Raw genomic sequence first — 25,838 nt, 5'->3', positions numbered from 1 at the left:
ACCGTGGCGTGAAAAAACAGCCTGATTTGAGGCATTGACACCACAGTCACTTGTTAAGTTTTATTGCTGCTCGGTGCCCCATGATACATTTACCGTTGGTTTCAATTGCAGAATAAGAGGATGAAGAATCGTGCCTTCATTAAACTCCACTATCATTTTTTCAGACTCAGCCGTTGCCTCAAACTCAATTTTCTGAATATGGTTGACAGACAAGCGTACCAATTGCTCCTCGCCATTCAGGACTAACAAATCCATATCGCCGTAGCCTGGGCTAATTGTACATTCAACACGAAGCCCATTTCGGACGGTAGTGTACGCCGCTGTGTTATAGCACCAAGGGACATCACTATCCGTCATTTGCGGCTCGCACTCAAAAAAGCCAACAAACTCGTATTCTTCTGGATATTCTCTCTTCTGCTCGGTAGTCATGTTTGTAACTTAACAGTTGAGTGGACCGGCGGCTTCATCATTGCATATCAGTGACTTCTTCATATCACCACTCCATGCTCAAGCCGGTCGGTTGAAAAAATATTTTAAAACAATGAGTTACTGCCAACCCTACAACACCCGCTGCAATAGCGTGACGTCCGCATTTCGTGATTTCAATAAACCTGTATGGCATGTCGATCTACATATAATCGGGTTAAGTATAGAACTGCCGCAGCCACTATCCGCTAATACGTTGGAAGAGCCTCGCTGACAAAAAACTGCGCCTGGATGTCTGAGCTTTCTCTGGAATACTGCCACGATGATCGCGCCGAACAGGCGCAGGCAATGAACTGAATATTGGAAAATTGAGGAGATGGTATGCACGACGCTGCCCACCGCCCCATCATTGCGCGCGCCGGCATCAGCCTTGATGTGACGTTTACCGAACGTTGCTGCGAGAGCTTGCCTGAATGCTCCGCTAACCGGGGCGACCAACAAACCGCTGACCCCGGGCAGACAGGAGAGAATGGTTACGAACTCGTTTGCAGTGTCAGTAGGTCTGCGCTCCATCCTTGGGCTCCTGAGACAGGCTTATTGCCATACCACGACATTAATCCCATCACCGTTGCAGGTAAAGCCGCTGTGCCACTTGAAGCGGTGCCCCTGACATCAGAGGTCTTTGCGCCGGATAGCGTACAACGTTGAACTGCGCGCGCTCTGTGGCCTCAACACGCGGTGATGAGAGCATTACCTTGTCAGTCGGCATTCATCAACGCGGCCGCGGCAGTGGATCGTGCGATAGCCTGATCTAGCTGTTCGACGCAGCGCTCTCGCGCATGCAGCAGTGGTGCGTCATTGACTGATAACAGCGCTGCGCGGCGGGCTGTCAGCTCGTTGGCCTGTAGCTGATACTCGTCCACAAGGTCCGGACCAAGCGCAACGATGTTGGTGCAAGCAGCGCCGCGGTTATATTCAACCAACTGAGCAAGGAATACTCCGGGATAAGCCTGAGCGACTTCCCCCAGGGTTTCGTTAATCCATTCCGCCACTGCGCCATCGGCGTCTGCATACAGGCTGAACAGCGTGGCCGTTGCATTGGCGTCGCCGCCAAGTGCAGGCTCCCGCGCGGCAGCTACATCCTGTTCGGTGACGGCAGCCCACACGGGGGCGCAGAATGCCGCTAGGAGGACGAAGCAGATTGGTGTTTTCATGTGTTTACCCTCTTCTCGACTGACATTGCCGAGCTGGCGGTTTATGTGCCATGACGCTGTTGTCAGATGGTGTTCTTAAGCTCAACGGGGACCGACTTCTCTGCCACCCGCCACAACCGAACCCCGTCGACGATCATGGTCCACTCACCATCGACCTCATGGGGCGGTTCACTGACCTCAAACCGGGTGGTCATGAACAGCACGCCGACCACAAAGTCGTCGCCATCAAACCCCTGCATCGGCCCCGTGATGGAGGTGCTCCCGCCCCCTTTCAGGCGCTGGTAGGCCACGGAACCGTCGGTCAGGATCAGCAGGCTCATCTCCTTGCTGCGCCATTCACCAACATAATCCAGCCGGTTTTCCGGTACTGGCTCGGCGCAGCCAACCAGCATTACGGCCAGGGCGATAACCAACAGCCAATTTTTCATTACAGGTCTCCGTTGCGTTCAGGGCGCGGGGTACAGATTACCGATTGACTGCCGAGCGCGCTTCCGACCAGACCGCAAATTCATTGCCGCTGGGCTCGATGAAGTGAAAGCGACAACCGCCGGGGAACTCGAAAATCGGTCTAACCACCTCCCCGCCGCAGGCAACCACCTTGTTCAAGGTGGAGGTCAGATCTGCGCTGTAGAACACCAGCAGCGCGCCGCCGCTGTCTGCGCGATTACCGGTATCTGCCTTGAAGAACCCGCCGTCCAGGCCTTGGCCGGAAAATGCCGTGTATTCGGGGCCGTAGTCTATGAAGGTCCAGCCAAACGCGGAGGAGAAAAAGCGCTTGGTGGCCTCCAGATCCTTCGCCCCCAACTCCACATAGTTCAGTTTTTCATGCTCATTCATGATTCGACATTCTCCTGATGGGAGCACCCTGGGTCAGCGCCCGGGTGGAGGTCAGCCCGATATTGGGGTGCTTGGATAACGTGAAACTGTGATGCGCGATAATCGAGCGAGCATCAAGATGGGGTTTGTCATGGGTGGCATGGGCGTCTTCCACCAGACTCACCTGATAGCCACGACTCGCCGCGCTGAACGCGGTCCTGTCAATACAGAAGTCGCTTGCGTAACCGCAAATAATCAGGTGTTCGATACTCTCTTCCGCTAGCCGGTCGGCAAGGTCGGTGCCCTGAAATGCATCCGGTGTGTGCTTCCGTATATTGATCCGTTGCTCGGCATCGGTCAGGCCAGCGTACAGTTGCCAAGCAGGGCTGTCAGGCTCAAGCATTCCGGGTATTTGATGCTGGATCAGCACGGTCTTGAGCCCCTGCGCGTTGGCATGTCCGACCAGTGCATTGATGTTATGGATGACGGCATCGGACTGGAACGGCGGATTGGCCGAACCAAATACCCCACTCTGCACGTCCACTACCAATAGTGCGGACTTCATACCAATTCCCTTTAATAATCGTGCATTAGCTCAAACTCGGGCGGGTGCCGGGCCAAGAAGAGCGCAAACCGCTGGCAGCAAACCGGGCGTATCGGTAACTGCGCTTGAATCTGCCATTGCCTGCAGAGCCTAATGGATGGCGCTCTAGGTCAACAGTTACAGTTCCGAGCAAATTGTCACTGGCCATCTGCCTGGATTGCCCTTCCCATGGTGCTCCCTCAGCAGTCGGCACCGTTCGGCTTCGCCATTTGCCCGACCTGACTCAAGTTCGCTGGCTACGGCCAGGCCGCTATGACCTGCGCAGCCGTTCACGTACTTCCATCAAGGCAAAACCGAGCAAATTGAGTCCCTTCCAACTGTTGGGGTTTTCCGCTGCGGCGGCATCCTGCGCCAGACCGATGCCCCAGATCCGATCCACTGGACTAGCTTCAACCAGCACCCTGTCTTCGGTGCCCAGCAAAAAAGCCTTCAGCTCGGGATTCTGGGAAAACTTGGCCATATTGGCATCAATCACAATCTCGAATCTGGCCTCTTCCCAGCGCTGCTGATCAAATCCGACCACCTCGCGGCCGACGGCTTTCGCCTTTGCCGGATTGCCGGCAGCCAGAACCCGCTCGCACGCAGCGCCATCAGCAAACAGACGCGCCTTCTGGTACATCATGTAATGCTCAGCGGTAAGGAACGACTGCCCATCAACCTCAAACCCGGCGTCATACCACTGGCTGAAGCAGCTTTTGGTGACCTCGCTGCCCTTTTCCTGATGCCCCCAGAAAAAGACGTACTTGACCTTGTTGCCGTGGTTGACCCAATCGATAAGCTGCGCTGTGCTTCTGATATTCACTGCTGTTCCACTGTCTGTTTGCCATCCCATGCGCGCCGCCGCAGGTGTTCAGTCAGCCGCACGCAGAACATAAACGGTTGTGCCGTGACGTTCCTTGCTCGACACCGCAAAACGACCACGCAGATGGATGACAACAATCCCGGTCCCGCCGGAGCTGTATTGGTAGAGGGTTTCCGGGCCGGTTTCCAGCACCAGCCGATATTGCTCACAGTCAAGCGCAGACAGGGTCTGATAGGCCGGCAACGCCAGAGGCAGGCCGTTGACCTTGCCGCCAATGAGGGCGTCAATATCGACCTTGCACTGTGCCTGTACCCTCTGGTTCTCGGCGCGAGACATGCTGGCGTCAAGGTAGGTATCCACGTCCACCATTCGGCCATCGTTGCGCTGCAAGAAGCTGATCAGGCCAGTTCCGGCATTGCTTGCGGTGAGGTAGATGTTTTCGGTCAGCCGCTCGGGAAGCGGCTGATTCCAGTAGCTGCTGGCACAGCCACTGAGCAGCAGCAAAGCGAACCAGCCCGCTATCAGTCTAGTCATGATCACACCTCCGCTAGCACAGCCACTCACAGTCGGCGGGTCGCAGCCCATGCCTGAATCATTCCCGCCTGATGGAAAACGACGGGAGTCGAAAACCCGCCAGCGCTGATGATCGACTCTACCTCTGCCGCTGGCAACACCGCCACATCGTTGCTGTAAACCTGCTGCATGTTATGCAGAGTCTCGGCAGTAACCGGCTCGGCAGACATCGCCTGCGCCCATAATGCAATCAGGCGCCGCTGCTGCTCCGGGTCGGCACAGCCAGTAAGGTCTGCATTAGCGAGTAGTCCGCCCGGTTTAAGGCGCCGGGCAATCTGCTGAAAGAAATCCGTGCGGGCGTGACGATCGAGAATGAACTGCGATACCAGAAAGCTGGTCGCCGCATCGAAGCGCGGGTCGTTGGTTAACGAGTCGAGATAACCATGATGAAAGGTACAACGATCAGCAACGCCCAACCGCTCTGCATTCAGCTGACATTGCTCAAGCATCGCACCAGCCGGTTCCACCGCGGTAAATCGCCAGCTCGGATGGGCGATGGCCAGATGCAACAGCTCCTGGCCAGTACCCGCGCCGACGCACAACACATTGGCGTTAACCGGCAGCGGGAAGAACACCGCCTCAAGGAGAAAGTGCAACGCATCACGAATGGGAGCCATGTGCGCCCACTGCTGATCGTATCCGGCAGCCTGCCGGTCAAAGAGTTCACGGAGTGCCTTGTCGTCCATGGTGAGTCCTGATGCCGAGTGGTCACGAGCGCGTGAGGCGCTCTTTTTAACCACCATACAGCAGCTGTCAACCCGCCACGCGCTAGACCCTGAAACCCTGCGCCAAGGCCTGCAACTCACCGGCCAGCTGCGCCTGACTGTCAGTCACCTGGGAAATTTCCCGCGAGCCGCTAAGGGTCTGCAGCGAGGTTTCCCGCACCGAACTCATGCTGCGCGAGATATCGCGTGTTACCGCCACCTGCTGTTCAGCAGCAGCGGCGATCTGTGAAGACATACCAGAAATGCGGTCAACATCCTGCAGAATAGCGGCCAGGGTGTCTTCCAGTTTCGCGGCTTCGTCGGCACTGAGGTTGGCGAGCTTGTGGCTATCGGTTACCGCGCCGCGAACGCTGTCGGTGATGTCCCGGAAACCACTGATCATGCTTTCGATTTCAACGGTGGAGTCGTGGGTCTGCCGTGCCAGGTTACGCACCTCATCGGCAACCACGGCAAAGCCGCGGCCGTGCTCACCCGCCCTGGCCGCTTCAATCGCTGCGTTGAGCGCCAGCAGGTTGGTCTGATCAGCCACCGCCTTGATCACGTCGATAACCCGAGTCATGGACTCACTGCTCGTTTGTAGCCGCTCCATCTGGCCGTTGACCTGTTCGATGGCATTCGCCAGATGACGAATGCGGCCAACACTCTCCTGCACAACCCGTCGGCCGGCTTCATTGCGGGCGGATGCGTGCTGCGCTGCCTCAGCCACCTGCTGGGTATTACGCGAGATCTCTTCCGAGGTGCTGGACATCTCCTCCGCTGCCGCCGCCACCTGATCGACCAGCGTCTGCTGATGGCCTACCTGATCGGAGTTCTGACTGGCCGTTGCGCGGGTCTGCTCCGAGGCGGAGGCTAGCCGGACGCTGGTTTCGTCAATCTGGCTGAGCGCTCCGGAGAAGCTCTCGATCAGGCCATTCAGCGCCGTGCCAATCAGCCCCATCTCGTCCTTTGAGCAAACCCGGGTACGCACCGACAGGTCCTTGCGCTCCATCACCTGACGAAAATCACCAAGCAATTGGTTCACCTGACTGGATACGCCCATGATGATCAGCAAAGCCAGCAGCAGCACCGAGCCAATGACCACGCAACCAATAATCGCTGCACGACGCAGCTGCGACCGGGCACCACTCAAGACCAGCTCGGTCCCCCGCTCCATATCCGCAGCCAATTGCTGCTTGATCTGATAGACACCGTCACCCGCCTGGCTGGCGCTATCGAACCACTCAATGTTGGCCATGCCGAGAAAACCGTACTCGGAGCCAATCAGCCGGCTGCGCAATGCGGCAAAGGCAGCGTTTTCAGGCCGCTGCTGCAAGGCTTCCAACTGGCCCTGCAGGGTCGGGCCGATCAAATCCGCCGCCGAATCAAGCAACGCCTGACTGCGTGCACCGGCAGCACTGACCTTGCTCACCAACGTCAGCGATACAGTGCCCTCACTCAGCACCTGCGCCCCGGCGGCCATTTCGCGTGCGCCCCACTCAGTCGCTTCGGTCAGCGCCAGAAAAGCCCCCATCATGCGCGTCAGACGCGGTTCGTTGGAGTGCAGCAGAATCTCGGGGATCAGCGCGATCAAGCGCTCGACCGCAGTGGTAAAGACTTGATAGGACTGGTCCGCATCAACGTCTTCGTTGATCACACGCTCACGCAATGGTGCCAGCGTATCCAGTGCCTCGTTAATCAAGCCCAGCTGCGCAGCCACAACCGTGCGCTCGCGTCCTTCTAGCGCGGCCATGGCAGAGCGCAGCTCGGCGAGGCTGGCATCCGTCGCCGCGCGCTGCCCTTCCAGTCGCTCGACCACCCGGCCATCGGCACCACCGCTGGCGATGAACAGCGCCGTCAGGCCACGCTCCTTCTGCAGGTTTTCCAACGCAGGGTCGGCGGTCAGCACCAGATCGAACAAGGCCTGAGAAGACTCGGTGCTCTTCAGATGCGTGTAGCGATCAGCGACGGTGGAGCCGGAAAAATACAACGTACCCGCCAACGCAGGCAGGATGAGCAACAGTAATTTACCGCGCATGGACAGATTACGGAGCATGGACAACATGATGGCGGACCCTGAGGAAAACCTGACTGAATGGGCAGATGTCTCAGCAAGAAGAGTGCCATTACTTTGCCACGCAGTTACCGGCCCTGACCGCCACAAACGGCTCTATTGCGCACCAGTTCAGGGCTAACGTGCCGCTTTTCGAGCCAAAAAGGGCTTCCTGAGTCACTCGCCAATCGCAGGCGTCAGGGCGTTGATTTGCCCATCGCCCTGGCCAAATCGTGATGCCCGCCAGTTGCAAGCGCCGCTGCGGCACCAGCCACATCCTCCGGCGTCTTGTTTTGGCTCAGCTTGAACTTGCCGATCAGCCGCTCAATCTCGATTTCGATTCCGACGATGGCCGCCAGCATCTGGTTGATGTACTCAGGGCTGGAGTCAGTCATTTTCCAGGGGCGTTGCTGCCCAGAGGCCGCTTCATGCTCGCGGGTCAGCCGCGCGACCACACCACGGACATAACGCTCGTCGTCACGCAGGCGGATACGGCCATGCGCGTGCACCACCTGATAGTTCCAGGTAGGCACCTGACGATGCGACGCCTGTTTGCTCGGGTACCAGTTGGGCGAAATATAAGCCTGCGGTCCCTGAAAGATGACCAGCACGCTCATACCGTCGACGATCTGCTCGACCAGCGGGTTCGCCCGCGCCAGATGCGCCTGCAACGTGCCGTGCTCGCCCTGCTCGGCCAGTAATTCGAAAGGAAGGTGATTGGCGTCCAGCCCGCTCGGCCCACAGGTCACCAGCGCGCCAAGCGGATTGGCATTGATCAGCGCGTGAAGTTCTGCGCTGCGGGTCTCGGCAAAGTGAGCGGGCAAGTACATGGCTATTCCAATGACATCCAGGTAGACAGATTCTGGTCCAGATAATACAGCGACAGTGCCAACACTAACCAAAACACCATGCCAGCCGCACTCTCCAGCCAACCGCGATAAATGTGCGGCTTGAACCAATGCGGTGGCCACAGGCAACGCAACAGCCAGCGCCCCGGTATGCGCAGGCTGATATCCAGCACCGCGCCGGCCTCCAGCATCAACCGTCCGAGCAATAGTAGCCCGCGCGCCAGTGCTTCCAGCAACTCAAGCATGGCCCATCACTCCGCCGCAGGCGCCCGTCCAGCAAAGCATGGCAGATCATCGTTGATCTCGAACCAGTTGGCCTTGTGTGCGGTGAAAAAGTGCGCCTGCATTCTGCTCTCCAGCTCACCATCCAGTATCCCGGCACGCACCCTCAGCACGCCCGGAACCTGCTCGTGGCAGCTATAGATCGGTGAGCCGCAGCGGTCGCAAAAACAGCGCTGTTTACCCGGTGACGAGCTATAGCTTCTGAGCAACTCAGCACCTTCCTGCAGCCGAAAGTGCGCCTCAGCTACGGGAATATTGGTGGCGAAAGCGGTGCCCTGTGCCTTGCGGCATTGGCCACAGTGGCAGACCTGAATCGGTGCCAGCGGTTGATCAATCTCAAAACGAATACCACCACACAGGCAACTTCCGGTAATCATGGCGACTCCTTCCTGTTGTTCAGCTATCGGATAGCAGCTGAGGGCTCCGCCCTCCCTCTTTTCCACATCAGGCCAGCGCAAGCAAAAAAAATTACCCCCTAAAGGCTAATATTGAAAAATTAGCATTTAAAGGATAACGTCAGCACAGATGACCCAGAGGCCTCTTATGACCATTGCAGCCGTACTCACCGGCGATCTGATCGACTCTCAAGGTGTCGAGAATACGCAGGAATACATCAATCAGCTACGAAAGGTACTGGAGCAGTTGCTTGACGTCTGTACCTTTAGCCATGAGATTTACCGCGGCGACGGCTTCCAACTGACACTCGAAACAGCCACTGACGCCATGCGCTGCGCGCTGCTGCTGCGGGCAGCCCTGATTGCCGCCAGCCCCGAGCACGCGCGCTACGACGCACGCATAGCCATCGGCATAGGCCCCGCGCCGGAAGGCAACCGCTACGGGGAAGCCTTTGTCCTGTCGGGCCAGGGGCTCGACAGCATGAAAAAGGAAACGCTTGGCCTGTTCACTCACGATGCCACCCTACTCGACCGCGCCGAGCTGCCGACCGCGTTTGTCGCCCGCATCATTGATCAGTGGACACGGGTAGAGGCCGAAACCTGGTGGCTACACGCGACCACCAACACCAGTCAAAAAGCGCTGGCCGAGCAGGTCGGCAAGTCCCAGGTCACCGTACATAAGGCGCTGCAACGCGCCGAGGCCCCGCTGATCGACCGCTACCTTACCCGCAGCCGCGAATGGATTCAGGAACTCACCGATGGCCGATAACGTACTGCTGCCGCTGATGCTGGTGTTGCACATGCTGAGTAGCCTCTGGGCCAGCGCCCGGCCACTGCCGGAGCAGGCAACCAGGACACAGCAACGGGCATGGTTGATGCTCAAGGCATTGCCGCTGGCCGTGGCGACGGCTGTTCTGCTGCTGTCGCAGAGTCTGACAACCGCGCTGCTGGCCTTCGTTATCGTACTGGTCAGCCAGTTGATTCTGGAACATCAACGCATCACCAGGCCGCCACGTTTTGCAACCAGCCTGCTGCTGGGCCAGATACTGCCAATCGCCGTCCTGGTTTTACTCTGGAGCGGTGCAACCGGTCGCTGGGACGCACTGGTAGAGAGCGCCTCGGCGCTGCTTCAGCCGGACGTGCTGATAATACTGCTGGCAGCACTGTTTCTCCTGCATCCCACCTCAACGCTGATCGCTTTGATTCTGACCCCGTGGCTCAACCACAACGACCTGCAGGATGAGCGCTCGCTGAAACAGGCAGGCCGACTGATCGGTTTTCTGGAGCGTATGCTGATCTTTGCCTTTGTGGTTATGGGGCAGTGGTCTGCTATCGGCTTTCTGCTCGCAGCCAAAAGCATCATGCGCTTCAACGATACCCGCCAGGCCAAACGGCCGGTGTCCGAGTATGTCCTGCTGGGGACGCTCCTCAGTTTCGGTTTCAGCATCGCCGCCGGGCTGGCAACACGCGTGCTTATCACCAGTTAGCCGCACCAGACTAATCTGGAAAAATTAGCCTCGCGGGGGTAAGATCGACAGCCCTCACGACGCTCTTGCATTGAGCGTTCCCCGCCCCTCAGCTCATCAGGAGAGCCCATGCGTCTGTGCGTTTTCTGCGGGTCCAGCCCCGGTAACAACCCCGAGTATCTTACCGCCGCCCAACAGCTCGGCACCGCGCTAGCCAACGCCGGTATTGGCCTGGTCTATGGTGGTGCTCAGGTCGGTCTGATGGGTGCCGTTGCCGACGCTGCACTGGCCGCTGGCGGAGAGGTGATCGGCGTGATCCCGCGTCATCTGGTTGAACGCGAACTCGCCCACGAAGGCCTGACCACCCTGCACGAAGTCGGCTCCATGCACGAGCGCAAGGCCATGATGGCCGACCTGTCGGATGGCTTTATCGCCCTGCCCGGTGGCGTCGGCACCTTTGAAGAACTGTTCGAGGTTTGGACCTGGGGCCAACTCGGTCACCACCAGAAACCCTGCGCCCTGTTCAACGCCGCCGGTTACTACGACAAGCTGATCGAGTTCCTCAACCACGCCGTCACCGAAGGCTTTATGCGCCAGCCCTACCGCGACATGCTGATCGTTGACGGCGAAGTAAACACCCTGCTCGACAAGGTCCGCAGCTATACCCCGCCAAGCGTGTCCAAATGGGTTAAGGCACAGGAGCGCTAATCTCTCTGCACAGCACCCCAAGAAACATGGGCTGCTGTGCACAAATCTTCCAGACACCCGCAAACACTGCGTTATGCTGCACTGACACCCGTCACCCGAAGCCGTGCGCATGAAGAGCAGCAACTGGATCGATCTCAAGCAGGATGCCGATACCGGCATTGAGACGATTCGTGCCCATTTCGAGGGCCACGCCTACGATCCGCACTGGCACGACAGCTATCTGGTCGGCTACACCGAGCAGGGCGTGCAGCGCTTTAATTGCGGACACCAGCGTTACGACAGTGTGCCGGGCAAGGTCATTCTGATCGAGCCGGGCGAGGTGCATGACGGCGAGGCAGCGAGCGAAGACGGCTTCACCTATTCCATGCTGTATCTGGATCCAGGCTGGATGGAGCGCGAACTACGCGGGCTGTTTGCCGATGCACCCGAGCACTGTGTGCCGGGCATGAGCATGACCGTAGCGCAGTCGCCAGAGCTGATCTTTGCCATCGCCAGTACCTTTCAGACTCTGCACCAACATGAGCTGCGCATCGTCCGGCAGACCGCCCTGGACTATCTGCTCAGCCAGCTGTCCGCGCACACCCATTGGCGCAAGCGCACCGAAGCGAACCCACGCATGCCGCAAGTCGCGTTGCGCGCCCGGGACTATCTGCACGCTCACCTGCACGAAGATGTTGGCCTGAATGAGCTGGCGATGGTGACCGGCGTGGACCGCTTTCGCCTGAACCGCGCCTTCAAGGCCGCATTCGGCATCGCTCCGCACGCCTATCTTGTTCAGCTGCGACTGGCGCAAGCCCGTCGGCAACTGGCAGCGGGCAAGGCGCCCGCCAATGTCGCTGTCGGGCTGGGCTTTGCCGATCAGAGCCACCTTGGTCGCTGGTTCAAACGCGCCTACGGCTTGACGCCTGCCCACTATCAGCAGCACTGCACAGGCCTTCCAGACCGACGCTGAGACGCACGGCAGACTGACTCTCGAATCCACCTTCGGGAGACCCCGCCTTGAGCCCCCTGTTGCCCTTTCTTGTATTTGCTTTCGTCGCTTCCATCACCCCCGGCCCGACCAATCTGCTGGCGATGAGCAGTAGCGCGCGCTTCGGCCTGCGCGCCAGTCTGCCAATCGTGTTCGGCGGTTGCCTGGCATCGGCAGGTCTGGTGCTCGCAGTCGGCCTGGGAGCCGGCGTAACCCTGCTGACTAGACCGGAGATCGCCGCGGTGCTGGGCTGGGCTGGAGCGCTCTGGCTAAGCTGGCTTGGCTGGAAAATCGCCAGCGCCGAGATCGCACAGGACCCAGACGCGGTAACGGATAAACCGCTCGGCGCTGGCGCAGCCGCGCTGATGCAGGTAATCAACCCCAAACCCTGGACGGTTGCGTTGGCGGTCGTGGGCGTATTCATGAGCACCTCCGGCGCTCCGGCCTGGCTGCTCGCTCTGCTGTTCCTGCTGATGGCTATTCCCTGCATGCTGCTCTGGGCATGGCTGGGTCTGAAGACCAGGCACTGGCTGCATTCAGCTGTTGCGATGCGCCGCTTCAATCTGCTGATGGGGGTGCTGCTGGCGGGGTCTGGCTGGTTTGGTCTGCTCGGCTGAGTGCAATCATGCGCTCATAACCCGAGCGGGTCAGCAGCACCAGATTGACGGTAGTGGCGTAGATCTGCCCGCTCGCCTTGAGGCTGTCAATCAGCGCCTTGTGCTCGTCGGCAGCAAGGTAGAAGAAGTCCTGCCCCTCCTGCAGCTGTGCTTCACAACGGCGAAAAACCCGAAAGCTGGTGCCTTTGGGCGCCTTGTTCAGCTCATCAAGCTGGCGAAGACTGAGGGTGTCTGCGTTGGCAAACTGAATAGGCTGCATGTTCACTGTCTGTAGCGGAGGTTAGCCCGGCATTCTGCCAAAACACCGGCTGCGGCCATAGCCATTTCCCGCCGCAGATGTGCCAACACGGCCAGAGAGAGCAGCGCGCAGCATCTCGGCAGCACAGCAACAAGGACTTATGGCAGCGTATGCAAGCAGCTATACTCGCCGCCCCAGCCTCCGGAGAGCCGCAAATGAGCGAGCAAAACGATCACAGCCTGAGCGATGAAAACACGGAATCGGTCGGCGCAACGAAACCGACCGGCCTCGGCGCGCTCTTCGCCGCAGCGAGCAAGCAAACCGGCAAAGCGGCATCGCCGCAGCAAGGCAAGGCCGGCTTCGATCCGCATACCAAGCGGGTACACATGCCACCGCGCGGCACTCGTCGCTCCATGGGCAAGCGCTAGGCTGGCCTAGAGCGGCAGCGTGAAATAGAACTGTGCACCCGCCCCTGGGCGGGACTGTACGCCGATATGGCCACCGTGCAGCTGTACCACCTCCTTGCACAGTGCCAGGCCCAGGCCGGCACCGCCCTTTTTGCTACCAACCTGAACAAAGGGTTCAAATACCCGTACCTGCTGGCTGTAGGCAATACCTTCACCGTCATCGACTACGTTGAACAACACCCGCTCGCCCTGACGCTGTATTCGCACTACCACCTGCCCACCACTGTTGCTATGGCGCAAGGCATTGCCGATCAGGTTATCCAGCACCCGCTCGATCTGCAGTCGGTCGAGCCGCGCATGGGGCACCTCTTCCCCGGCCTCCAGCACCAAGGATATGTCTCGCTCCTCAGCCTGTGCCTGAAAACGCGCGACTGCGGCTGAGGCCAGCTCAACCGGGTTGCAGGGTTCGAGCTCCAGTTTCTGCAGGCCATTTTGGTAGCGCGAAAAGTTGAGCAGGTCATTGATCAGGTCGACCAGCCTGCGCATTTCCTCGTCTACCGTATCGAGCAGGTCCCGCTCGCGGCTGCCCTCGGCAAACTGCAACCGCTCTTGCAGCAGAGCGAATGCCATGTGCATGCCGGTAACCGGGGTGCGCAGCTCATGCGATGCCCTCAGCACAAACTCGCGCCGTACCCGCTCGAACGCCCGTTGCTCGGTGACGTCGCGCAGTACCATAACCGCACCCTGGACCCAGCTGTCGGTACGCACGACCGGCGTCAGGCTGTAATCCAGCAGACGGATTTCACCAGCCACCTCGACCGCCAGATCCTCCTGCTCACTGCCAAAGGCATTCCCGGCCAGCACTTCACGCACCTGCTCGTCCAGCTCAGGACGCCCCATTGCCTGGCCAAGCGTCTGCCCCAGTTCACGTGAGTCCCAGTCGAGCTGGCGGCGGGCTACCGGGTTGAAGTGATCAACATCGCCCTGCTGATCGAGGATCAGCAGGCCGTCATCAATGCTGTCGAGCACCGCCTGCAACCGCCGCTGCTCGGCCTGGAGGGCTTCCAGGTCACTGTTCTTGAACTGACGCAGGGCTTCAGCCATGGCACCAAAACGGCGACTCAAGGCGCTAATCTCGTTGACTGGCGATAGCGGCAGCGTGACGCTGAAGTCCCCCCGCCCGATCTTGTCTGCGGCCTGCGCCAGCGCCTCGATAGGCCGTCCAAAGCGCTGAGCAATGCTATGCGCAGTTAACAAACCCAGCAGCAGCACTGCCAGCCCAATCAAGCTAAGCAAGCCCGCGATCAGCCAGGCGCGCTGGTGGGCCGTCGTTTCTGCCTCTTCCACGTACGCCAGATAGCGGTACTGCACTTCGTTGATCCGGTCGCGCATCGCCGCCACGCTGCGGCTGAAGCTATCATCAACCAATAGGTCGCGACGCATGCTGCGCGGACGCTGAAGAACATTGTCATACACCGCATAGGCACGACCAATCTCGGCTACCGCCCGACGGTCTTCATCTGTCGTAGCCTGGTCACCGGCCTCAGCCAGCCATTCCTTGAACTGCTGATCCGAGGCTTGCAGCGCATCGCGATCCAGCTGCTCGGACAACAACAGCGTGACCTGCTTGCCTATCTCCTGCCGCATGCCGAGTGAGGCTTTGAGAATGCCGATATTGCTGCCGACACTGTAGGTTTGCGACTGGGTCAGGCTCAGCACCCCGAACAGCCCCACCAGCAGGCCGACCAACGCCACGGTCAACAGCGCGCTGCTGCTGAGAAACAACTGAGTCCGCAACTTCATAAGCCAAGCTGCTTACGCTTGCGATACAAGGTAGAGGCATCGATGCCAAGCGTGCGCGCCGCCTGATCCAGCGTTGCGCTGGAGGCCAGCACAGCGGCAATGTGCGCCCGTTCAAGCTCACTCAGACTGAGATTGGCTCCGACCCGCGGCGCTGCGTTGTCGGGGTCCGGCTCACCCAGCCCCAGATGTCCGGCACCAACCAGCTCATCGGCACAGATGATACTGACGCGCTCGATGACGTTGCGCAGCTCGCGGATATTACCGGGCCAGTCATGGTTCAGCAGCGCTTCTCTGGCATCGTCGCTGAACCCTTTGGCCGGACGGGCGTATTCCTTGACGAAGCGTGCGAGGAAGCGTTCAGCCAAGTCAATCACATCGTCGCGCCGCTCGCGCAGCGGGGGCAAGGTGAGCGTGATCACATTCAGCCGGTAGAGCAGATCTTCCCGAAACAGCCCTTCCTTGACCATATCGGCAAGGTCCAGGTTAGTCGCTGCCAGGATCCGCACATCCGCTTGCCGGGTCACCGGATCCCCTACCCGTTCGTACTCCTTGTCCTGAATAAAGCGCAGTAGCTTAGGCTGCAGGGTCAGCGGGAAATCACCAATTTCGTCCAGAAACAGAGTGCCGCCGTCGGCCTGGCTGACCCGTCCCAGCGTGCTCTCGCTGGCGCCGGTGAAAGCGCCCTTGCTGTGCCCAAACAGCTCGCTTTCCATCAATTCAGTGGTAAGCGAGGGGCAGTTGATGGTCACGCAATCACGCTTATGACGACCGCTCCAGCCGTGGATCAAACGGGCCAGCTCACCCTTGCCGGTGCCCGACTCGCCCAGGATCAGGATATTAGCGTCAGTGCCCGCTACCTGGCGTGCGGTCTCGAGTACCGCCATCATCGCCGGGCTGCGGGACTCCGGTGCCACCCGGGTCTGTTCAACGGCCTGCTCGAGACTTTCCAGACGCGCTTCCATCTGACGCACCTCCAGCTGCTTGGCGGCCGCCATCCGGAGCTGGTCCGGGCTGCAGGGTTTGACCAGATAATCGGAAGCACCGGCCTGCATGGCATCTACCGCCGTATCAACGGCCGAGTGCGCAGTCACAATGACCACCCGCATCCAGGGGGCCTGCACGCGCATCCGCGCCATTACATCAAGGCCGCTCTCCTCGCCAAGGCGCAGGTCCAGAAAGCACAGGTCAAAAACCTGCCCCTGCAGCACCGCCTCCGCCTGCGCACCACTGCTGGCGGTAGCAACCTGATAGCCTTCATCCTCCAGGCAATAACGGAAGGTGCGCAAAATGGCTGGCTCATCATCAACCAGCAGAATTCGTCCGTTGCCTTGATTCGCTTCCATCTTGTCTTTAACTCCAGTCATCCGCCCACGCCTCATGCAAATTGCACGACAACTTTAAAGCAATCATGCAATACGCATTACCCACACCATTACAAAAACACATAAGCTATTGATTTAATTGAAATAAAATATCAAACAATTACGGCACAGTGCTTGCTCTATCTGTACTGACTTCAGCGAAGTTCGCCACAAGCGACACTCGATAAGGACATTCAACGGAGATAGATGACATGCACAGCGCCATACCCCCAGCCTTGCTTGCCCTGTCCACCAGCCTGCTCTCAAGCCTGGTATTCGGCACCCCCGCTTCAACCGGCCCGTACAGCATGGAGCAGAGTCACCCGGCGATAGTTCAATCACACGACGACGCCAGCATCACCCGCGCGCTGGAGTCACGCCTAGCCTGGCAGGGTAACACGCGAGGCATCCAGATAAGGGTCAGCTGCAACAAAGGCGTCGTAACGCTGAGCGGCACCGTGCTCAACAACAACGACTTCCGCGTCGCCACCGAGACCGCCCTGCACACTCCCGGAGTGCGAAGCGTTGATACCAGCTCCCTGCGTATCGGCAGCGCGCAACCGGTGAACAACCGCCCCCCCCTGCCAGCGGCGTTGGTCGCCAAGGGCCGTCTGAGTCTGTAAATCCGCACGCCACGACCCTGCCAGAGGAAATCAACATGAGCACACCACACAAATCCGCGATCTATTTTCATATAATCGAAACAACCCAGGCAGGCGCACTGGACGCCGGACCGCTTCAAGCCATCAGTGTCAACACACCAAGGAGATCCCCCATGTACAACTGGGCTATCACCTTCACCATCATCGCTCTATCCGCAGCGGTATTTGCCTTCGGCGGCTTTGATCAGGACTACGCCAGTGCCGCCAAGTTGCTGGTCCCCGTATTCCTGGGTCTGGCGGCTGTCAGCATCCTGCTGGGCAAGCGCGGCAGGCAGCGGGAACGCTAGTGCCTGGAGACGATCCACCACGGCAGCCGCTGATCACCCGCCTGCCAGCCGAACAACTGCCGTTGGTAAACCGTCTTTACCGGCAATACCAGCGCGGCATGAAAGCGCGCGGCGACCAGCACGTGTGGGTCGCCAGGAACCCGCAGATCACTGCCAGTCTATGCCTTCAGCCAATCGAACAGTGCTGGTGGCTAACCGGTTTGCTGGTCGCTCCCGGTGAACGTGGCAAGCGCCTGGCCAGCCAACTGCTGCAAACCGTCAGAGCGCACTATCAGAACGACATATGGCTGTTCTGCAATCCGGCCCTTGCGCCGCTCTACTCCCTCAATGGCTTCCAGCCCAGCGACATGGCGCCAGCGCCGCTGCGCGACCGTCTGGCCCGCTATCAACGCAGCAAATCGCTTATCGCCATGGTGAATCCGGGCCGGTAAACCCCTTTCCTGAAAAGCTGGCACAGTGATTGCCACAGAATGCGACACAATGGCAAAACACCCGCACCAATAACGCGCACCGCCTCTATCCCGCCTCATCGACAACTGATCAAACTTTCACCAAACAAACCCCAAGCAATTGATTTAAGAAGAAAATTATTTTTTGGCAAGCAAAATGCTATAGGACCTATGCCAACGCACTTAAATCAAAAACCTACGGGGTAATACGTGATGATGAAGAAACTCGCAGTTGCCGTTGCTACCGCCAGCACACTGTCTTTTGCCAACATGGCTCACGCTGAAGAATTCGATACCGCCATTGGCAAAATTGACTCCAGCATGACCGTCACGCTGGCTACCGATTACATCTGGCGTGGTCAGTCTCAAACTGACGGCGCCGGCGCGATCCAGGGCAGCCTGGACTTCGCACACGAAAGCGGCCTGTACATCGGCGCTTGGGCATCCAACATCGACGGCGACGACTTTGGCGGCTCCAGCGTTGAGATCGACTATTACGCCGGTTACGGCGGAAACATCACCGACGACATCAGCTACGACCTGCAGTGGGCTACCTACACGTACCCGAAAAACAGCTCCATCGACGTTGAAGAAGCCCTGGCCAGCCTGAGCCTGTATGGCTTCACCGTCGGCGCCAAGTACGCCTACGATCCGTCCAGCGCGCTGTACACCTACGTCGGTTACGACTTCGCCCTGCCTTACGACATCGGCCTGGGCCTGCACTACGGCCTGACTGACACCAAAGACCCGCTGGATGGCGTTGATGGTGACGAGAAGTACGCTGACTGGGCCGTTACCCTGGGTAAAACCGCACTGGGTCTGGACTGGGCTGTCATGTACAGCGACACCGACCTGGGTAGCGACTGCGCCTACTCCGATTCCGACTCTTGCGATGCCAACGTCACCCTGTCGGTTTCCAAGTCGCTGTAAGAGCACCATCTGAAAACGGGCGCCCTGCTCCGGGGTTCCCGTCAGCTAACGCAGTACCTTACGCCGGTTCGCAGCCTGTTCCACGGCAGGCATGCAAACCGGCTCTTTTTTGCCTGAATCACAAGCACAAAAAAACCGGCCCATGGCCGGTTTTTCCTTCCCTGTGCAATCAGGCGCGCGGTAGGGTTACACCGCGCTGGCCCTGGTACTTGCCGCCGCGGTCGCGGTAGGACACTTCGCAGGGCTCGTCCGATTCAAAGAACAGCATCTGCGCCACACCTTCGTTGGCATAGATCTTCGCCGGCAGGTTGGTGGTGTTGGAGAACTCCAACGTCACGTGACCTTCCCATTCCGGTTCCAGCGGCGTGACGTTGACGATGATGCCGCAACGCGCGTAGGTACTCTTGCCCAGACAGATGGTCAGCACATTGCGCGGAATACGGAAGTACTCGACAGTACGCGCCAGCGCGAAGGAGTTCGGCGGAATAATGCAGACATCGCTCTGAATGTCGACGAAGCTCTTGTCATCAAAGTTCTTCGGATCAACCACAGCCGAGTGGATGTTGGTGAACACCTTGAACTCATTGGCACAGCGGACATCGTAGCCATAGCTCGATACACCGTAGGAAATCACCCGATCGCCTTCCGCACCGCGTATCTGGCGCTCGACAAAGGGCTCGATCATCCCGTGTTCCTGGGACATGGTACGGATCCAACGGTCGGATTTGATGCTCATGGCGTGTCCTGAAATAGGCGGTGCGAAAAAAAGACTCTGCATGTTACCGGGTTATACCCGCCGACAAAAGTCCGGAGATTCAGTCGTCGCTGATACTGATTTCCGGCATCTGTGCGGCGTTCGCCAACTCGACGATACGTGCGGCAGCATGGCGTGCCATATCCTGGTAGACCATGCTGATCTGGCACTCCGGTTCGGCAATGACAGTCGGCTTGCCGCCATCGGCCTGTTCACGAATCATCATCGACAACGGCATCGAACCCAGCAACTCCACGCCATAGTCCGCCGCCAGCCGCTCGCCACCGCCCTCACCGAACAGGTGCTCGGCATGACCGCAGTTGGAGCAGATGTGAATGGCCATATTCTCGACCACACCCAGCACCGGAATATTAACCTTCTCGAACATGCCGATGCCCTTGCGGGCGTCGAGCAGCGCCAGGTCCTGCGGGGTGGTGACGATCACCGCGCCGGTCACAGGTACCTTCTGCGCCAGCGTCAGTTGGATATCTCCGGTACCTGGCGGCATGTCGACTACCAGATAGTCCAGCTCATCCCAGGCGGTCTGGGTCAGCAGCTGCATCAGCGCGCCCGACACCATCGGCCCGCGCCATACCACCGGCGTGTTGTCGTCAACCAGAAACGCCATCGACATCACTTGCAGGCCATGCGCGCGCGGCGGCACAAACCACTTGCCATCACTGACCTGCGGACGGGTCCCTTCCGGCAGACCCAGCATCAGCCCCATGCTCGGACCATAGATGTCGGCATCCAGCACGCCCACCTTGGCACCTTCGCGCGCCAGCGCCAGCGCCAGGTTGGCTGCGGTCGTAGACTTGCCGACACCGCCCTTGCCAGAGGCAACAGCGATGATGTTCTTGACCTTCTCCAGCGCCGGCACCTGACCCTGCACGTTGCCAGCCTGAACGTCACAGCGCACGCTGACCTTCGCTGCGGTCACGCCGTCAATATTCTCGACCGCCATCTGCATCATTTGGGCGATACCACCGACCAAACTACCCGCGGCGTAACCCAGCACCAGCTCGGCCTCGACCCGACCACCATCAATATCCAGCCGGCGCAAACACCCGGCGCTCAGCAAGTCGGTGCGAAGGTAAGGGTCCTGATATTGAGCGAGGGCCTGCTCAACAGCGGCGCGATCAAGCGTAGTCATGGCGATATCCCGGAAGGACTGGAGGAAACAGGCCGCTATGCTACTGGCTCATCTGTCACGATGAAAGGGTACAGGGCCAAACGCAACGCGGCCCGACCGGTTTCCCGGACGGGCCGCGCATCACTGCTGATTGCTCAGGCAGCGTCTTTCAATGGCTCTTCTGCGGCAGAGTCGGCTTCACTCTGAGCCGGTTGCTCGGCTTCTTTGCCCGCCGAGGCAGCCTCGACTTGCTCAATCAAGGTGTTCATCAGACGGGTACCGCGCTCGCCCACCATCTCGGCAAACACATCGCGCACCGGCAAACTGCGCTCGCGGAATACCTCGCGCTCCTCGGGCGTTAGGTAAACCAGTTCGATGTCACTGTTCTCGGTGATGATGTCCAGGCGTTCGGTGTTCAGCCGCGTCTGCACTTCATGAATCCACGGCACCAGCTCAACGACCGCATCATCAATGATGTCCTTGCGCTCTTCGGTCAGGCCGTCATACCAGTCGCTGTTGGCCATGAAGGTGGCGATAAACTGCGCCTGATTGGCAAAGATCAGATAGTCCTGAACCTTGTAGAAGTCCATCTCCTGATGGGCAAATACGGGCTGGATATTGCCGTCCAGTTGGCCCAGCTGCATGCCACTGAACAACTCACCGTATTCCATGGTAGTCGGATCGGCACCGTAGGCGCTGTAAGTCTCGCGCAGCAGGCGGTTGTCCATGGTGCGGATAGCCATACCGTCGAAATCAGCCGGTGACCTGACAGCCTTATTGGCACTCCAGACCTGCCAGCCCTCAGGGACAATGGCCAGCGGCTGCAAGCCGCGGTCACGATAGGAGGCAACCAGATCGTCGTTTTTGCGGAACTCGGGAGCGTTGAGAATTTCCGTGTTGGTCTTTTCGTCATCGGTCAGCACAAAGTTCAGGCTGAACAGCTGCGACTCGGGCACCGTGCCGCCGAGAAAGCCGGAGCCGAAAGCAAACTGGACCGCGCCAGACTGAACCTGATCATAGATGTCGGTCAAACCACCGAGCTGACCGTAGGGGTAAAGTTTGACCTCAACCGCCCCGCCGGTTTTCTGTTTGATCAGCTCTGCAAACTTGGCCCCGTACTCATACTGCACGCTGCCCTCAATCTCTTCCAGAGCGAAACCCCAGGTTTCGGTTTCCACTTCTTCCACTTGGGCAATAGTGCTCTGCTCCGGTGCCGCCGTGCTGCTGTCACCAGCAACAGGTTCTTCCTCGGAACCGCAGGCAGCCAGCAAGACAGCAGCCGCTGCAAGACATCCATTACGCAAATTCATGGAACACTCCTTTTCAATTGTTCTGGATTCCTGTCAGACCCTAACACAGCAAACGCACATGTTCACGTCGTGCAAAGACGATTCATATGCGCTAAGGTCAAAAAAGGAGAGCAAATTCACCATCTGAATCGAATGTGACCAATACGTCCATTTGCACACAGAAGTCGGCGCCTAACTCCCGGAGTTAGCCTTTTCGGTCACAATTTGACCGTTAGCGCCGCGAAAAGGAACAAACCGATGTCCCGACCTGCCGACAGCTCGGCAAAACGTCGTCCCGCTTCCGCTGTACTGCGCCTGCTCGAGGGCGTTGACCGCCTGACCGAATGGCTGGAAAAGGGCATTCTTGGCGCCAGCGTGCTGTTTCTGGCGGGCCTGCTGATAATCCACGTACTGGGCCGCCAGTTGCTCGGCAACGGCGTCACCGGCCAGGTGGAACTGACCCAGATGAGCCTGGTTATCATGACCTTCGCCGGCCTTGGTTACGCCGTCCGTCGGGCTCGCCATATCAGCATGTCGGCTTTCTTCGACCAGCTCAGCGGTCTGCCGCGCAAGGTAATGCTGATCATCATTAGTCTCGGCACAGCGGCGCTGATGTTCTACCTGGCCTGGTATGCCGGCGAATACGTAGCCACCATGGCTGAACGGGGTCGAACCTCATCGGCCTTGCAAATCCCGTTGTGGATTCCCTATCTCGCCGCGCCTATTGGCCTGGCCTTGGCCGGCATCCAGTTTTGCCTGACCGCCGTACGCAACCTCACCTCACGCGATACCTATCGCTCCTTCACCGAGAAAGACGAGTATCTGGCCGCGCCCGACGACGGCACTCTCTGAACCGCACCGACACGGACCTCCCATGCTGACCCTAACCCTGATAACCATGATCACGCTGCTGGCCCTGGGTTTTCCGATGATGGTGCCGTTGCTGGTCGCGGCACTGATGCTGCTGTTTTTGGTGATCGGGCTGGGCAATGTCGAACTGCTGATGGGGCAGATGATTAGCGGCGTTCAATCTTGGGCACTCGCCGCCGTCCCGCTGTTCATCTTCGCCGCCGATCTCATGACCCGAGGGCACACCGCGAATCGCTTGCTGGACCTGGTTCAGAGCTTTGTCGGCCACCTGCGCGGCGGGCTGCCAATCACCACCGCAGCCAGCTGTACCCTGTTCGGCGCGGTCTCCGGCTCCACCCAGGCTACGGTCGTCGCGATGGGTGGGCCAATGCGGCCGAAACTGCTGGAAAAGGGCTACTCCGATACCTTCACCCTGGCACTGATCATCAATGCCAGCGACATCGCGCTGCTGATCCCGCCGAGTATCGGCATGATCATCTACGGCGTTATCTCTGGCTCGTCGATCGGCGATCTGTTTATCGCCGGGATCATTCCGGGCCTGCTGATTCTGCTGCTGTTTTCCATCTACTGCTGGATTGCCTCAATTCGCATGGGTATCGCCCCCGAGCCGCGCAGCGACTGGGCGACCCGACTGACCGCACTAAAGAAAGCGTTGCTGCCGCTGGGTTTTCCTCTGGTGGTGGTTGGCGGCATCTATGGCGGCATCTTCAGCCCGACCGAGGCAGCGGCCATCGCTGTGCTGTATGCACTGGTGTTGGAGGTCGTGGTGTTGCGTGCGGTCAAGCTGACCGAGCTGTGGGACGTCGCGCTTTCCACCGGGCTGATTACTGCTGTGGTTTTCATTCTGGTCGCAGCCGGCAACGCCTTTACCTACGCCATTTCCTTCGCCGGGATTCCCCAGGCCATCCTGGAACCGGTGATTGCCAGCATTGGCGACAGCCCCACCCTGGTACTCGGGCTGATTGCGATTTCATTCTTCATCGGTTGCATGTTCGTCGACCCAATTGTGGTGATCCTGATCCTGACCCCGCTGTTCAAGCCCGCCGTGGAAGCCGCCGGCCTCGACCCGGTGCATGTGGGTGTCATTGTCACCCTGCAAGCCGCCATCGGCTCCGCAACCCCGCCGTTCGGCTGCGATATCTTCACCGCCATGGCGATCTTCCGCCGTCCCTACTTTGAGGTTATTCGCGGAACGCCTCCTTTTATTCTCATTCTGTTGCTGGCAACCGCTCTGCTGGTGCTATTTCCACAGTTGTCGCTGTGGCTGCCTTCGCTGGCCAAATAGGCGGCAAAGAAATATGTCGCTAACAATGGCATAAATGCCCTATCGCAAATGGGAAACGGCGCCGATATGCTGGCAAGCAGACAGCAGGGAAGCGCGTAAAAAACCACTGCGAAAGCCTTCCTTGTCACTGCCGAGATAACAACTAATACCAGGCAGCCACGGAGGCCGCATGATATCCCAACAACAAAGCAACGCCCTTGCGGACACCCCCGCATCCAGCTTAACCAGCGGACGTCTGACCCTCAGCGGCCTGCTTGCGTGCGAAGCTTTTTTCTTTGCTGCGGTCCTTGCCAGCACGTCTGGCGTGCTGTTCTGGGTCGCAGCGGCGATGATCCTGCCGACCTTGGCGTTTACCTGGCAGGGGCTGGCGCGCCAGCGCAGCAGCAGCGGCCTTGCCCAACTCTTTACTCGCATCAACAGCAGCCAAATCGACCTTCGGCTCAACCCCCAGCAGCTCGAACAGGACGACGCCAGCCAAACCTTTGCGCAGCTGAATAATCGCCTGCGCGGCGTGATTATCGAGCTGCAGCACAACAGCCTGGCCACCGCCCTCGCCTCGGCCAATAGCCGGCTACTGTCAGAGCAGGCGGCGCGGGACGCCCAGGTCCAGCAACAACTGTCCGAATTGATCTTCCAGGCCAGCGAGCAGACCACCAGCGCATTGCAGGATATTTCCCATCGAGCCAGTGGCGTCACCGAAGTGAACGCACGCAACCTCGACGTCGCCCGCGAGTCGCGCGTGCAGATGAATGACGCGCGTACGCAGATGCAGCGCATCGGCGACGTCATGAGTGGCTTCAAGGACAACGTCAGCGCACTGAATACCACATCCAGCCGTATTCGCGAGATCCTGACCACCGTGCAGGACTTTTCCGCACAGACCAACATGCTCGCGCTCAACGCTGCCATTGAGGCGGCGCGTGCCGGAGAGCAAGGCCGCGGCTTTGCCGTTGTTGCCGACGAGGTCCGTAACCTGTCAATCAAGGTAGGCAGCGCGGCTGACCAGATCAGTCAGCTTATGGAAGAGATGTCCAGCGCCATGGCCGGCGCTGACCAGCAAACCCAGGGCATGCAGGAACAGGCGGCATCAGCAGGCGTCGCGGTCAGCAGCGCCGCCGATCAGTTCGACGCCATGGTCGACGACTTCCAGCGCGCCAACGATGACTTGCTGGTGGTCAGCAGCGCGCTGGAAGAGCTGACCGCTACGAATGCCGAGACGCTCAAGCATGGGGGTGAAATTCGCGATTTGAGTATCACCATCAGCCAGCATATGGAGTCCAGCCTCAGCCAGGCCGACTCGTTGCGTGACAACACCAACCTGACGCTGCGCTCGCTGGCCGGGTTCCGGCTCGGCGAAGGCCATATGGAGGCGGTAACCGAACTGTTGATGGCGCGCCGGCACGAAATCGAATCGCAGCTGGATCAGATTGCCGCAACAGGCGTTGATCTGTTCGATCAGAACTACTCCCCCATCCCAAACACCAATCCTCCGAAACACGACGTGCGCTGGGCAGATGCCTTCATCGAGCGCATTCGGCCACTGCTGGATGAGTGGGACAAGGGCGGCAAGGACGGCATTGTCTATATGGCCGCAGTGAACGAGAAAGGCTACCTGCCGACCAGTCGCAGCGCCTCGTCACAGCCGCCGACCGGAGACCCGCGCATCGACGCCGCACGCAGCAACTACAAGCGCTTTGCTGTCGCCAGCGAGAGCGACCTGCGGGTGATGAGCAGTTGCACCTATCTGAACCTGGGGACCTTCGTGCTACCCGGCACCAGCACCGTGATTTTCGTGCTTTACGTTCCCTTGTTCGTCAAGGGCCGCCGCTGGGGCACCATGTCAGCTGCGGTAATGCCGGCAGCGCTTGGCGTGTAACCTTGCCAGCAAGCCTCAGG

General features: G+C 59.2%; 32 protein-coding genes. 13 read left to right on the top strand and 19 right to left on the bottom strand.

Going from position 1 to position 25,838, the window contains the following annotated elements; genetic code table 11:
• Window positions 1-60 precede the first annotated feature (60 nt).
• From C1949_RS09770 to C1949_RS09715, 13 genes are all read right to left on the bottom strand, one after another.
• Window positions 61-429 carry a hypothetical protein gene (locus C1949_RS09770; RefSeq protein WP_104738291.1) on the bottom strand — a complete coding sequence of 123 codons (369 nt, stop codon included), beginning with the start codon at window positions 427-429 and terminating at the stop codon, window positions 61-63.
• Between the two features lie 129 nt (window positions 430-558).
• The gene (locus C1949_RS19270) at window positions 559-999 is read right to left on the bottom strand and encodes a hypothetical protein (RefSeq protein ID WP_146040309.1); all 441 of its coding nucleotides are present in this window, start codon (window positions 997-999) and stop codon (window positions 559-561) included.
• Between the two features lie 185 nt (window positions 1,000-1,184).
• On the bottom strand, window positions 1,185-1,640 hold the full coding sequence (locus C1949_RS09765; protein WP_146040308.1) for a hypothetical protein: 456 nt from the start codon (window positions 1,638-1,640) through the stop codon (window positions 1,185-1,187).
• 62 nt (window positions 1,641-1,702) lie between these two features.
• Window positions 1,703-2,068 (bottom strand): hypothetical protein, encoded by a 366-nt coding sequence (locus tag C1949_RS09760; RefSeq protein ID WP_104738289.1) that lies wholly within the window; start codon window positions 2,066-2,068, stop codon window positions 1,703-1,705.
• Between the two features lie 37 nt (window positions 2,069-2,105).
• Window positions 2,106-2,477 (bottom strand): VOC family protein, encoded by a 372-nt coding sequence (locus C1949_RS09755; protein ID WP_104738288.1) that lies wholly within the window; start codon window positions 2,475-2,477, stop codon window positions 2,106-2,108.
• Window positions 2,470-3,021, bottom strand: coding sequence for an isochorismatase family protein (locus C1949_RS09750; RefSeq protein WP_104738287.1), 552 nt, complete (start codon window positions 3,019-3,021; stop codon window positions 2,470-2,472). Before C1949_RS09750 ends, C1949_RS09755 begins: the two co-directional genes overlap by 8 nt.
• A gap of 289 nt (window positions 3,022-3,310) precedes the next feature.
• The gene (locus C1949_RS09745) at window positions 3,311-3,862 is read right to left on the bottom strand and encodes a riboflavin biosynthesis intermediates N-glycosidase (RefSeq protein WP_229744387.1); all 552 of its coding nucleotides are present in this window, start codon (window positions 3,860-3,862) and stop codon (window positions 3,311-3,313) included.
• A 48-nt stretch (window positions 3,863-3,910) separates the two neighbouring features.
• Window positions 3,911-4,396 (bottom strand): hypothetical protein, encoded by a 486-nt coding sequence (locus C1949_RS09740; RefSeq protein ID WP_146040307.1) that lies wholly within the window; start codon window positions 4,394-4,396, stop codon window positions 3,911-3,913.
• A gap of 26 nt (window positions 4,397-4,422) precedes the next feature.
• Complete coding sequence (locus C1949_RS09735; protein WP_104738284.1) at window positions 4,423-5,121, bottom strand: class I SAM-dependent methyltransferase; 699 nt, start codon at window positions 5,119-5,121, stop codon at window positions 4,423-4,425.
• Between the two features lie 82 nt (window positions 5,122-5,203).
• Entirely contained in the window at window positions 5,204-7,201 is a 1,998-nt protein-coding gene (locus tag C1949_RS09730; protein WP_104738283.1) for a methyl-accepting chemotaxis protein, read from the bottom strand.
• 185 nt (window positions 7,202-7,386) lie between these two features.
• Window positions 7,387-8,019 (bottom strand): FMN-binding negative transcriptional regulator, encoded by a 633-nt coding sequence (locus tag C1949_RS09725; protein WP_104738282.1) that lies wholly within the window; start codon window positions 8,017-8,019, stop codon window positions 7,387-7,389.
• A 2-nt stretch (window positions 8,020-8,021) separates the two neighbouring features.
• The gene (locus C1949_RS09720) at window positions 8,022-8,282 is read right to left on the bottom strand and encodes a hypothetical protein (RefSeq protein ID WP_104738281.1); all 261 of its coding nucleotides are present in this window, start codon (window positions 8,280-8,282) and stop codon (window positions 8,022-8,024) included.
• Window positions 8,283-8,288: 6 nt separating this feature from the next.
• Window positions 8,289-8,696, bottom strand: a complete 408-nt coding sequence (locus C1949_RS09715; RefSeq protein WP_104738280.1) for a GFA family protein — start codon at window positions 8,694-8,696, stop codon at window positions 8,289-8,291.
• A gap of 166 nt (window positions 8,697-8,862) precedes the next feature.
• On the opposite strand from C1949_RS09715, the gene C1949_RS09710 reads away from it, so the two are divergent.
• The 5 genes from C1949_RS09710 to C1949_RS09690 all read left to right on the top strand — a co-directional run bounded on the left by C1949_RS09710 (window position 8,863) and on the right by C1949_RS09690 (window position 12,475).
• Entirely contained in the window at window positions 8,863-9,483 is a 621-nt protein-coding gene (locus C1949_RS09710) for a hypothetical protein (RefSeq protein ID WP_104738279.1), read from the top strand.
• Window positions 9,473-10,201, top strand: coding sequence for a hypothetical protein (locus C1949_RS09705; protein WP_104738278.1), 729 nt, complete (start codon window positions 9,473-9,475; stop codon window positions 10,199-10,201). The genes C1949_RS09710 and C1949_RS09705 overlap by 11 nt, the downstream gene beginning before the upstream one ends.
• Window positions 10,202-10,309: 108 nt before the next feature.
• Window positions 10,310-10,888, top strand: a complete 579-nt coding sequence (locus tag C1949_RS09700) for an LOG family protein (RefSeq protein WP_104738277.1) — start codon at window positions 10,310-10,312, stop codon at window positions 10,886-10,888.
• Window positions 10,889-10,997: 109 nt separating this feature from the next.
• Window positions 10,998-11,840 carry an AraC family transcriptional regulator gene (locus C1949_RS09695; protein WP_104738276.1) on the top strand — a complete coding sequence of 281 codons (843 nt, stop codon included), beginning with the start codon at window positions 10,998-11,000 and terminating at the stop codon, window positions 11,838-11,840.
• Window positions 11,841-11,887: 47 nt separating this feature from the next.
• Window positions 11,888-12,475: a LysE family translocator gene (locus C1949_RS09690; RefSeq protein ID WP_104738275.1), complete on the top strand. Its 588-nt coding sequence runs from the start codon at window positions 11,888-11,890 to the stop codon at window positions 12,473-12,475.
• Here C1949_RS09690 and C1949_RS09685 read toward each other — a convergent pair.
• Window positions 12,417-12,734, bottom strand: coding sequence for an ORF6N domain-containing protein (locus C1949_RS09685; RefSeq protein ID WP_104738274.1), 318 nt, complete (start codon window positions 12,732-12,734; stop codon window positions 12,417-12,419). The two genes, C1949_RS09690 and C1949_RS09685, sit on opposite strands and share 59 nt — an antisense overlap.
• A gap of 194 nt (window positions 12,735-12,928) precedes the next feature.
• On the opposite strand from C1949_RS09685, the gene C1949_RS09680 reads away from it, so the two are divergent.
• A complete protein-coding gene (locus C1949_RS09680) occupies window positions 12,929-13,141 on the top strand; it encodes a hypothetical protein (RefSeq protein WP_104738273.1) in 213 nt (70 codons plus the stop codon).
• 6 nt (window positions 13,142-13,147) lie between these two features.
• Here C1949_RS09680 and C1949_RS09675 read toward each other — a convergent pair whose 3' ends face one another.
• A complete protein-coding gene (locus C1949_RS09675) occupies window positions 13,148-14,923 on the bottom strand; it encodes an ATP-binding protein (RefSeq protein ID WP_104738272.1) in 1,776 nt (591 codons plus the stop codon).
• Complete coding sequence (gene algB / locus C1949_RS09670; RefSeq protein ID WP_104738271.1) at window positions 14,920-16,266, bottom strand: sigma-54-dependent response regulator transcription factor AlgB; 1,347 nt, start codon at window positions 16,264-16,266, stop codon at window positions 14,920-14,922. The genes C1949_RS09675 and algB overlap by 4 nt, the downstream gene beginning before the upstream one ends.
• A gap of 230 nt (window positions 16,267-16,496) precedes the next feature.
• Here algB and C1949_RS09665 point away from each other — a divergent pair, with 230 nt between their 5' ends.
• From C1949_RS09665 to C1949_RS09650, 4 genes are all read left to right on the top strand, one after another.
• Window positions 16,497-16,907: a BON domain-containing protein gene (locus C1949_RS09665; RefSeq protein ID WP_104738270.1), complete on the top strand. Its 411-nt coding sequence runs from the start codon at window positions 16,497-16,499 to the stop codon at window positions 16,905-16,907.
• A gap of 152 nt (window positions 16,908-17,059) precedes the next feature.
• The gene (locus tag C1949_RS09660) at window positions 17,060-17,233 is read left to right on the top strand and encodes a DUF1328 domain-containing protein (RefSeq protein WP_104738269.1); all 174 of its coding nucleotides are present in this window, start codon (window positions 17,060-17,062) and stop codon (window positions 17,231-17,233) included.
• Entirely contained in the window at window positions 17,233-17,664 is a 432-nt protein-coding gene (locus C1949_RS09655) for a GNAT family N-acetyltransferase (RefSeq protein WP_104738268.1), read from the top strand. The genes C1949_RS09660 and C1949_RS09655 overlap by 1 nt, the downstream gene beginning before the upstream one ends.
• A gap of 231 nt (window positions 17,665-17,895) precedes the next feature.
• Window positions 17,896-18,612 (top strand): TorF family putative porin, encoded by a 717-nt coding sequence (locus tag C1949_RS09650; protein ID WP_104738267.1) that lies wholly within the window; start codon window positions 17,896-17,898, stop codon window positions 18,610-18,612.
• 169 nt (window positions 18,613-18,781) lie between these two features.
• Here the strand turns inward: C1949_RS09650 and dcd are convergent, their stop codons facing one another.
• From dcd to C1949_RS09635, 3 genes are all read right to left on the bottom strand, one after another.
• Entirely contained in the window at window positions 18,782-19,348 is a 567-nt protein-coding gene (gene dcd / locus C1949_RS09645) for a dCTP deaminase (protein ID WP_104738266.1), read from the bottom strand.
• A 79-nt stretch (window positions 19,349-19,427) separates the two neighbouring features.
• Window positions 19,428-20,519, bottom strand: a complete 1,092-nt coding sequence (gene apbC, locus C1949_RS09640; RefSeq protein WP_104738265.1) for an iron-sulfur cluster carrier protein ApbC — start codon at window positions 20,517-20,519, stop codon at window positions 19,428-19,430.
• A 134-nt stretch (window positions 20,520-20,653) separates the two neighbouring features.
• The gene (locus tag C1949_RS09635) at window positions 20,654-21,808 is read right to left on the bottom strand and encodes a TRAP transporter substrate-binding protein (protein ID WP_104738264.1); all 1,155 of its coding nucleotides are present in this window, start codon (window positions 21,806-21,808) and stop codon (window positions 20,654-20,656) included.
• Between the two features lie 237 nt (window positions 21,809-22,045).
• Here C1949_RS09635 and C1949_RS09630 point away from each other — a divergent pair, with 237 nt between their 5' ends.
• The 3 genes from C1949_RS09630 (at window position 22,046) to C1949_RS09620 (ending at window position 25,818) form a co-directional block, all read left to right on the top strand.
• A complete protein-coding gene (locus tag C1949_RS09630) occupies window positions 22,046-22,639 on the top strand; it encodes a TRAP transporter small permease (protein WP_104738263.1) in 594 nt (197 codons plus the stop codon).
• 22 nt (window positions 22,640-22,661) lie between these two features.
• Complete coding sequence (locus tag C1949_RS09625; protein WP_104738262.1) at window positions 22,662-23,942, top strand: TRAP transporter large permease; 1,281 nt, start codon at window positions 22,662-22,664, stop codon at window positions 23,940-23,942.
• 169 nt (window positions 23,943-24,111) lie between these two features.
• On the top strand, window positions 24,112-25,818 hold the full coding sequence (locus tag C1949_RS09620) for a methyl-accepting chemotaxis protein (protein ID WP_104738261.1): 1,707 nt from the start codon (window positions 24,112-24,114) through the stop codon (window positions 25,816-25,818).
• The last annotated feature ends 20 nt before the right edge of the window (window positions 25,819-25,838 follow it).

This window comes from Halopseudomonas oceani, assembly GCF_002903165.1.
Taxonomy (GTDB): Bacteria; Pseudomonadota; Gammaproteobacteria; order Pseudomonadales; family Pseudomonadaceae; genus Halopseudomonas; species Halopseudomonas oceani.
This window is presented reverse-complemented; position numbering and strand designations above follow the sequence as displayed.

Bases quoted from the DNA above. Each gene is read 5' to 3' on its own strand.
- C1949_RS09770 (WP_104738291.1), bottom strand. From the start codon at position 429: ATGACTACCGAGCAGAAGAGAGAATATCCAGAAGAATACGAGTTTGTT.
- C1949_RS19270 (WP_146040309.1), bottom strand. From the start codon at position 999: ATGGAGCGCAGACCTACTGACACTGCAAACGAGTTCGTAACCATTCTC.
- C1949_RS09765 (WP_146040308.1), bottom strand. From the start codon at position 1,640: ATGAAAACACCAATCTGCTTCGTCCTCCTAGCGGCATTCTGCGCCCCC.
- C1949_RS09760 (WP_104738289.1), bottom strand. From the start codon at position 2,068: ATGAAAAATTGGCTGTTGGTTATCGCCCTGGCCGTAATGCTGGTTGGC.
- C1949_RS09755 (WP_104738288.1), bottom strand. From the start codon at position 2,477: ATGAATGAGCATGAAAAACTGAACTATGTGGAGTTGGGGGCGAAGGAT.
- C1949_RS09750 (WP_104738287.1), bottom strand. From the start codon at position 3,021: ATGAAGTCCGCACTATTGGTAGTGGACGTGCAGAGTGGGGTATTTGGT.
- C1949_RS09740 (WP_146040307.1), bottom strand. From the start codon at position 4,396: ATGACTAGACTGATAGCGGGCTGGTTCGCTTTGCTGCTGCTCAGTGGC.
- C1949_RS09735 (WP_104738284.1), bottom strand. From the start codon at position 5,121: ATGGACGACAAGGCACTCCGTGAACTCTTTGACCGGCAGGCTGCCGGA.
- C1949_RS09730 (WP_104738283.1), bottom strand. From the start codon at position 7,201: ATGTTGTCCATGCTCCGTAATCTGTCCATGCGCGGTAAATTACTGTTG.
- C1949_RS09725 (WP_104738282.1), bottom strand. From the start codon at position 8,019: ATGTACTTGCCCGCTCACTTTGCCGAGACCCGCAGCGCAGAACTTCAC.
- C1949_RS09720 (WP_104738281.1), bottom strand. From the start codon at position 8,282: ATGCTTGAGTTGCTGGAAGCACTGGCGCGCGGGCTACTATTGCTCGGA.
- C1949_RS09715 (WP_104738280.1), bottom strand. From the start codon at position 8,696: ATGATTACCGGAAGTTGCCTGTGTGGTGGTATTCGTTTTGAGATTGAT.
- C1949_RS09710 (WP_104738279.1), top strand. From the start codon at position 8,863: ATGACCATTGCAGCCGTACTCACCGGCGATCTGATCGACTCTCAAGGT.
- C1949_RS09705 (WP_104738278.1), top strand. From the start codon at position 9,473: ATGGCCGATAACGTACTGCTGCCGCTGATGCTGGTGTTGCACATGCTG.
- C1949_RS09700 (WP_104738277.1), top strand. From the start codon at position 10,310: ATGCGTCTGTGCGTTTTCTGCGGGTCCAGCCCCGGTAACAACCCCGAG.
- C1949_RS09695 (WP_104738276.1), top strand. From the start codon at position 10,998: ATGAAGAGCAGCAACTGGATCGATCTCAAGCAGGATGCCGATACCGGC.
- C1949_RS09685 (WP_104738274.1), bottom strand. From the start codon at position 12,734: ATGCAGCCTATTCAGTTTGCCAACGCAGACACCCTCAGTCTTCGCCAG.
- C1949_RS09680 (WP_104738273.1), top strand. From the start codon at position 12,929: ATGAGCGAGCAAAACGATCACAGCCTGAGCGATGAAAACACGGAATCG.
- C1949_RS09675 (WP_104738272.1), bottom strand. From the start codon at position 14,923: ATGAAGTTGCGGACTCAGTTGTTTCTCAGCAGCAGCGCGCTGTTGACC.
- algB (WP_104738271.1), bottom strand. From the start codon at position 16,266: ATGGAAGCGAATCAAGGCAACGGACGAATTCTGCTGGTTGATGATGAG.
- C1949_RS09665 (WP_104738270.1), top strand. From the start codon at position 16,497: ATGCACAGCGCCATACCCCCAGCCTTGCTTGCCCTGTCCACCAGCCTG.
- C1949_RS09660 (WP_104738269.1), top strand. From the start codon at position 17,060: ATGTACAACTGGGCTATCACCTTCACCATCATCGCTCTATCCGCAGCG.
- C1949_RS09650 (WP_104738267.1), top strand. From the start codon at position 17,896: ATGATGAAGAAACTCGCAGTTGCCGTTGCTACCGCCAGCACACTGTCT.
- dcd (WP_104738266.1), bottom strand. From the start codon at position 19,348: ATGAGCATCAAATCCGACCGTTGGATCCGTACCATGTCCCAGGAACAC.
- apbC (WP_104738265.1), bottom strand. From the start codon at position 20,519: ATGACTACGCTTGATCGCGCCGCTGTTGAGCAGGCCCTCGCTCAATAT.
- C1949_RS09635 (WP_104738264.1), bottom strand. From the start codon at position 21,808: ATGAATTTGCGTAATGGATGTCTTGCAGCGGCTGCTGTCTTGCTGGCT.
- C1949_RS09630 (WP_104738263.1), top strand. From the start codon at position 22,046: ATGTCCCGACCTGCCGACAGCTCGGCAAAACGTCGTCCCGCTTCCGCT.
- C1949_RS09625 (WP_104738262.1), top strand. From the start codon at position 22,662: ATGCTGACCCTAACCCTGATAACCATGATCACGCTGCTGGCCCTGGGT.
- C1949_RS09620 (WP_104738261.1), top strand. From the start codon at position 24,112: ATGATATCCCAACAACAAAGCAACGCCCTTGCGGACACCCCCGCATCC.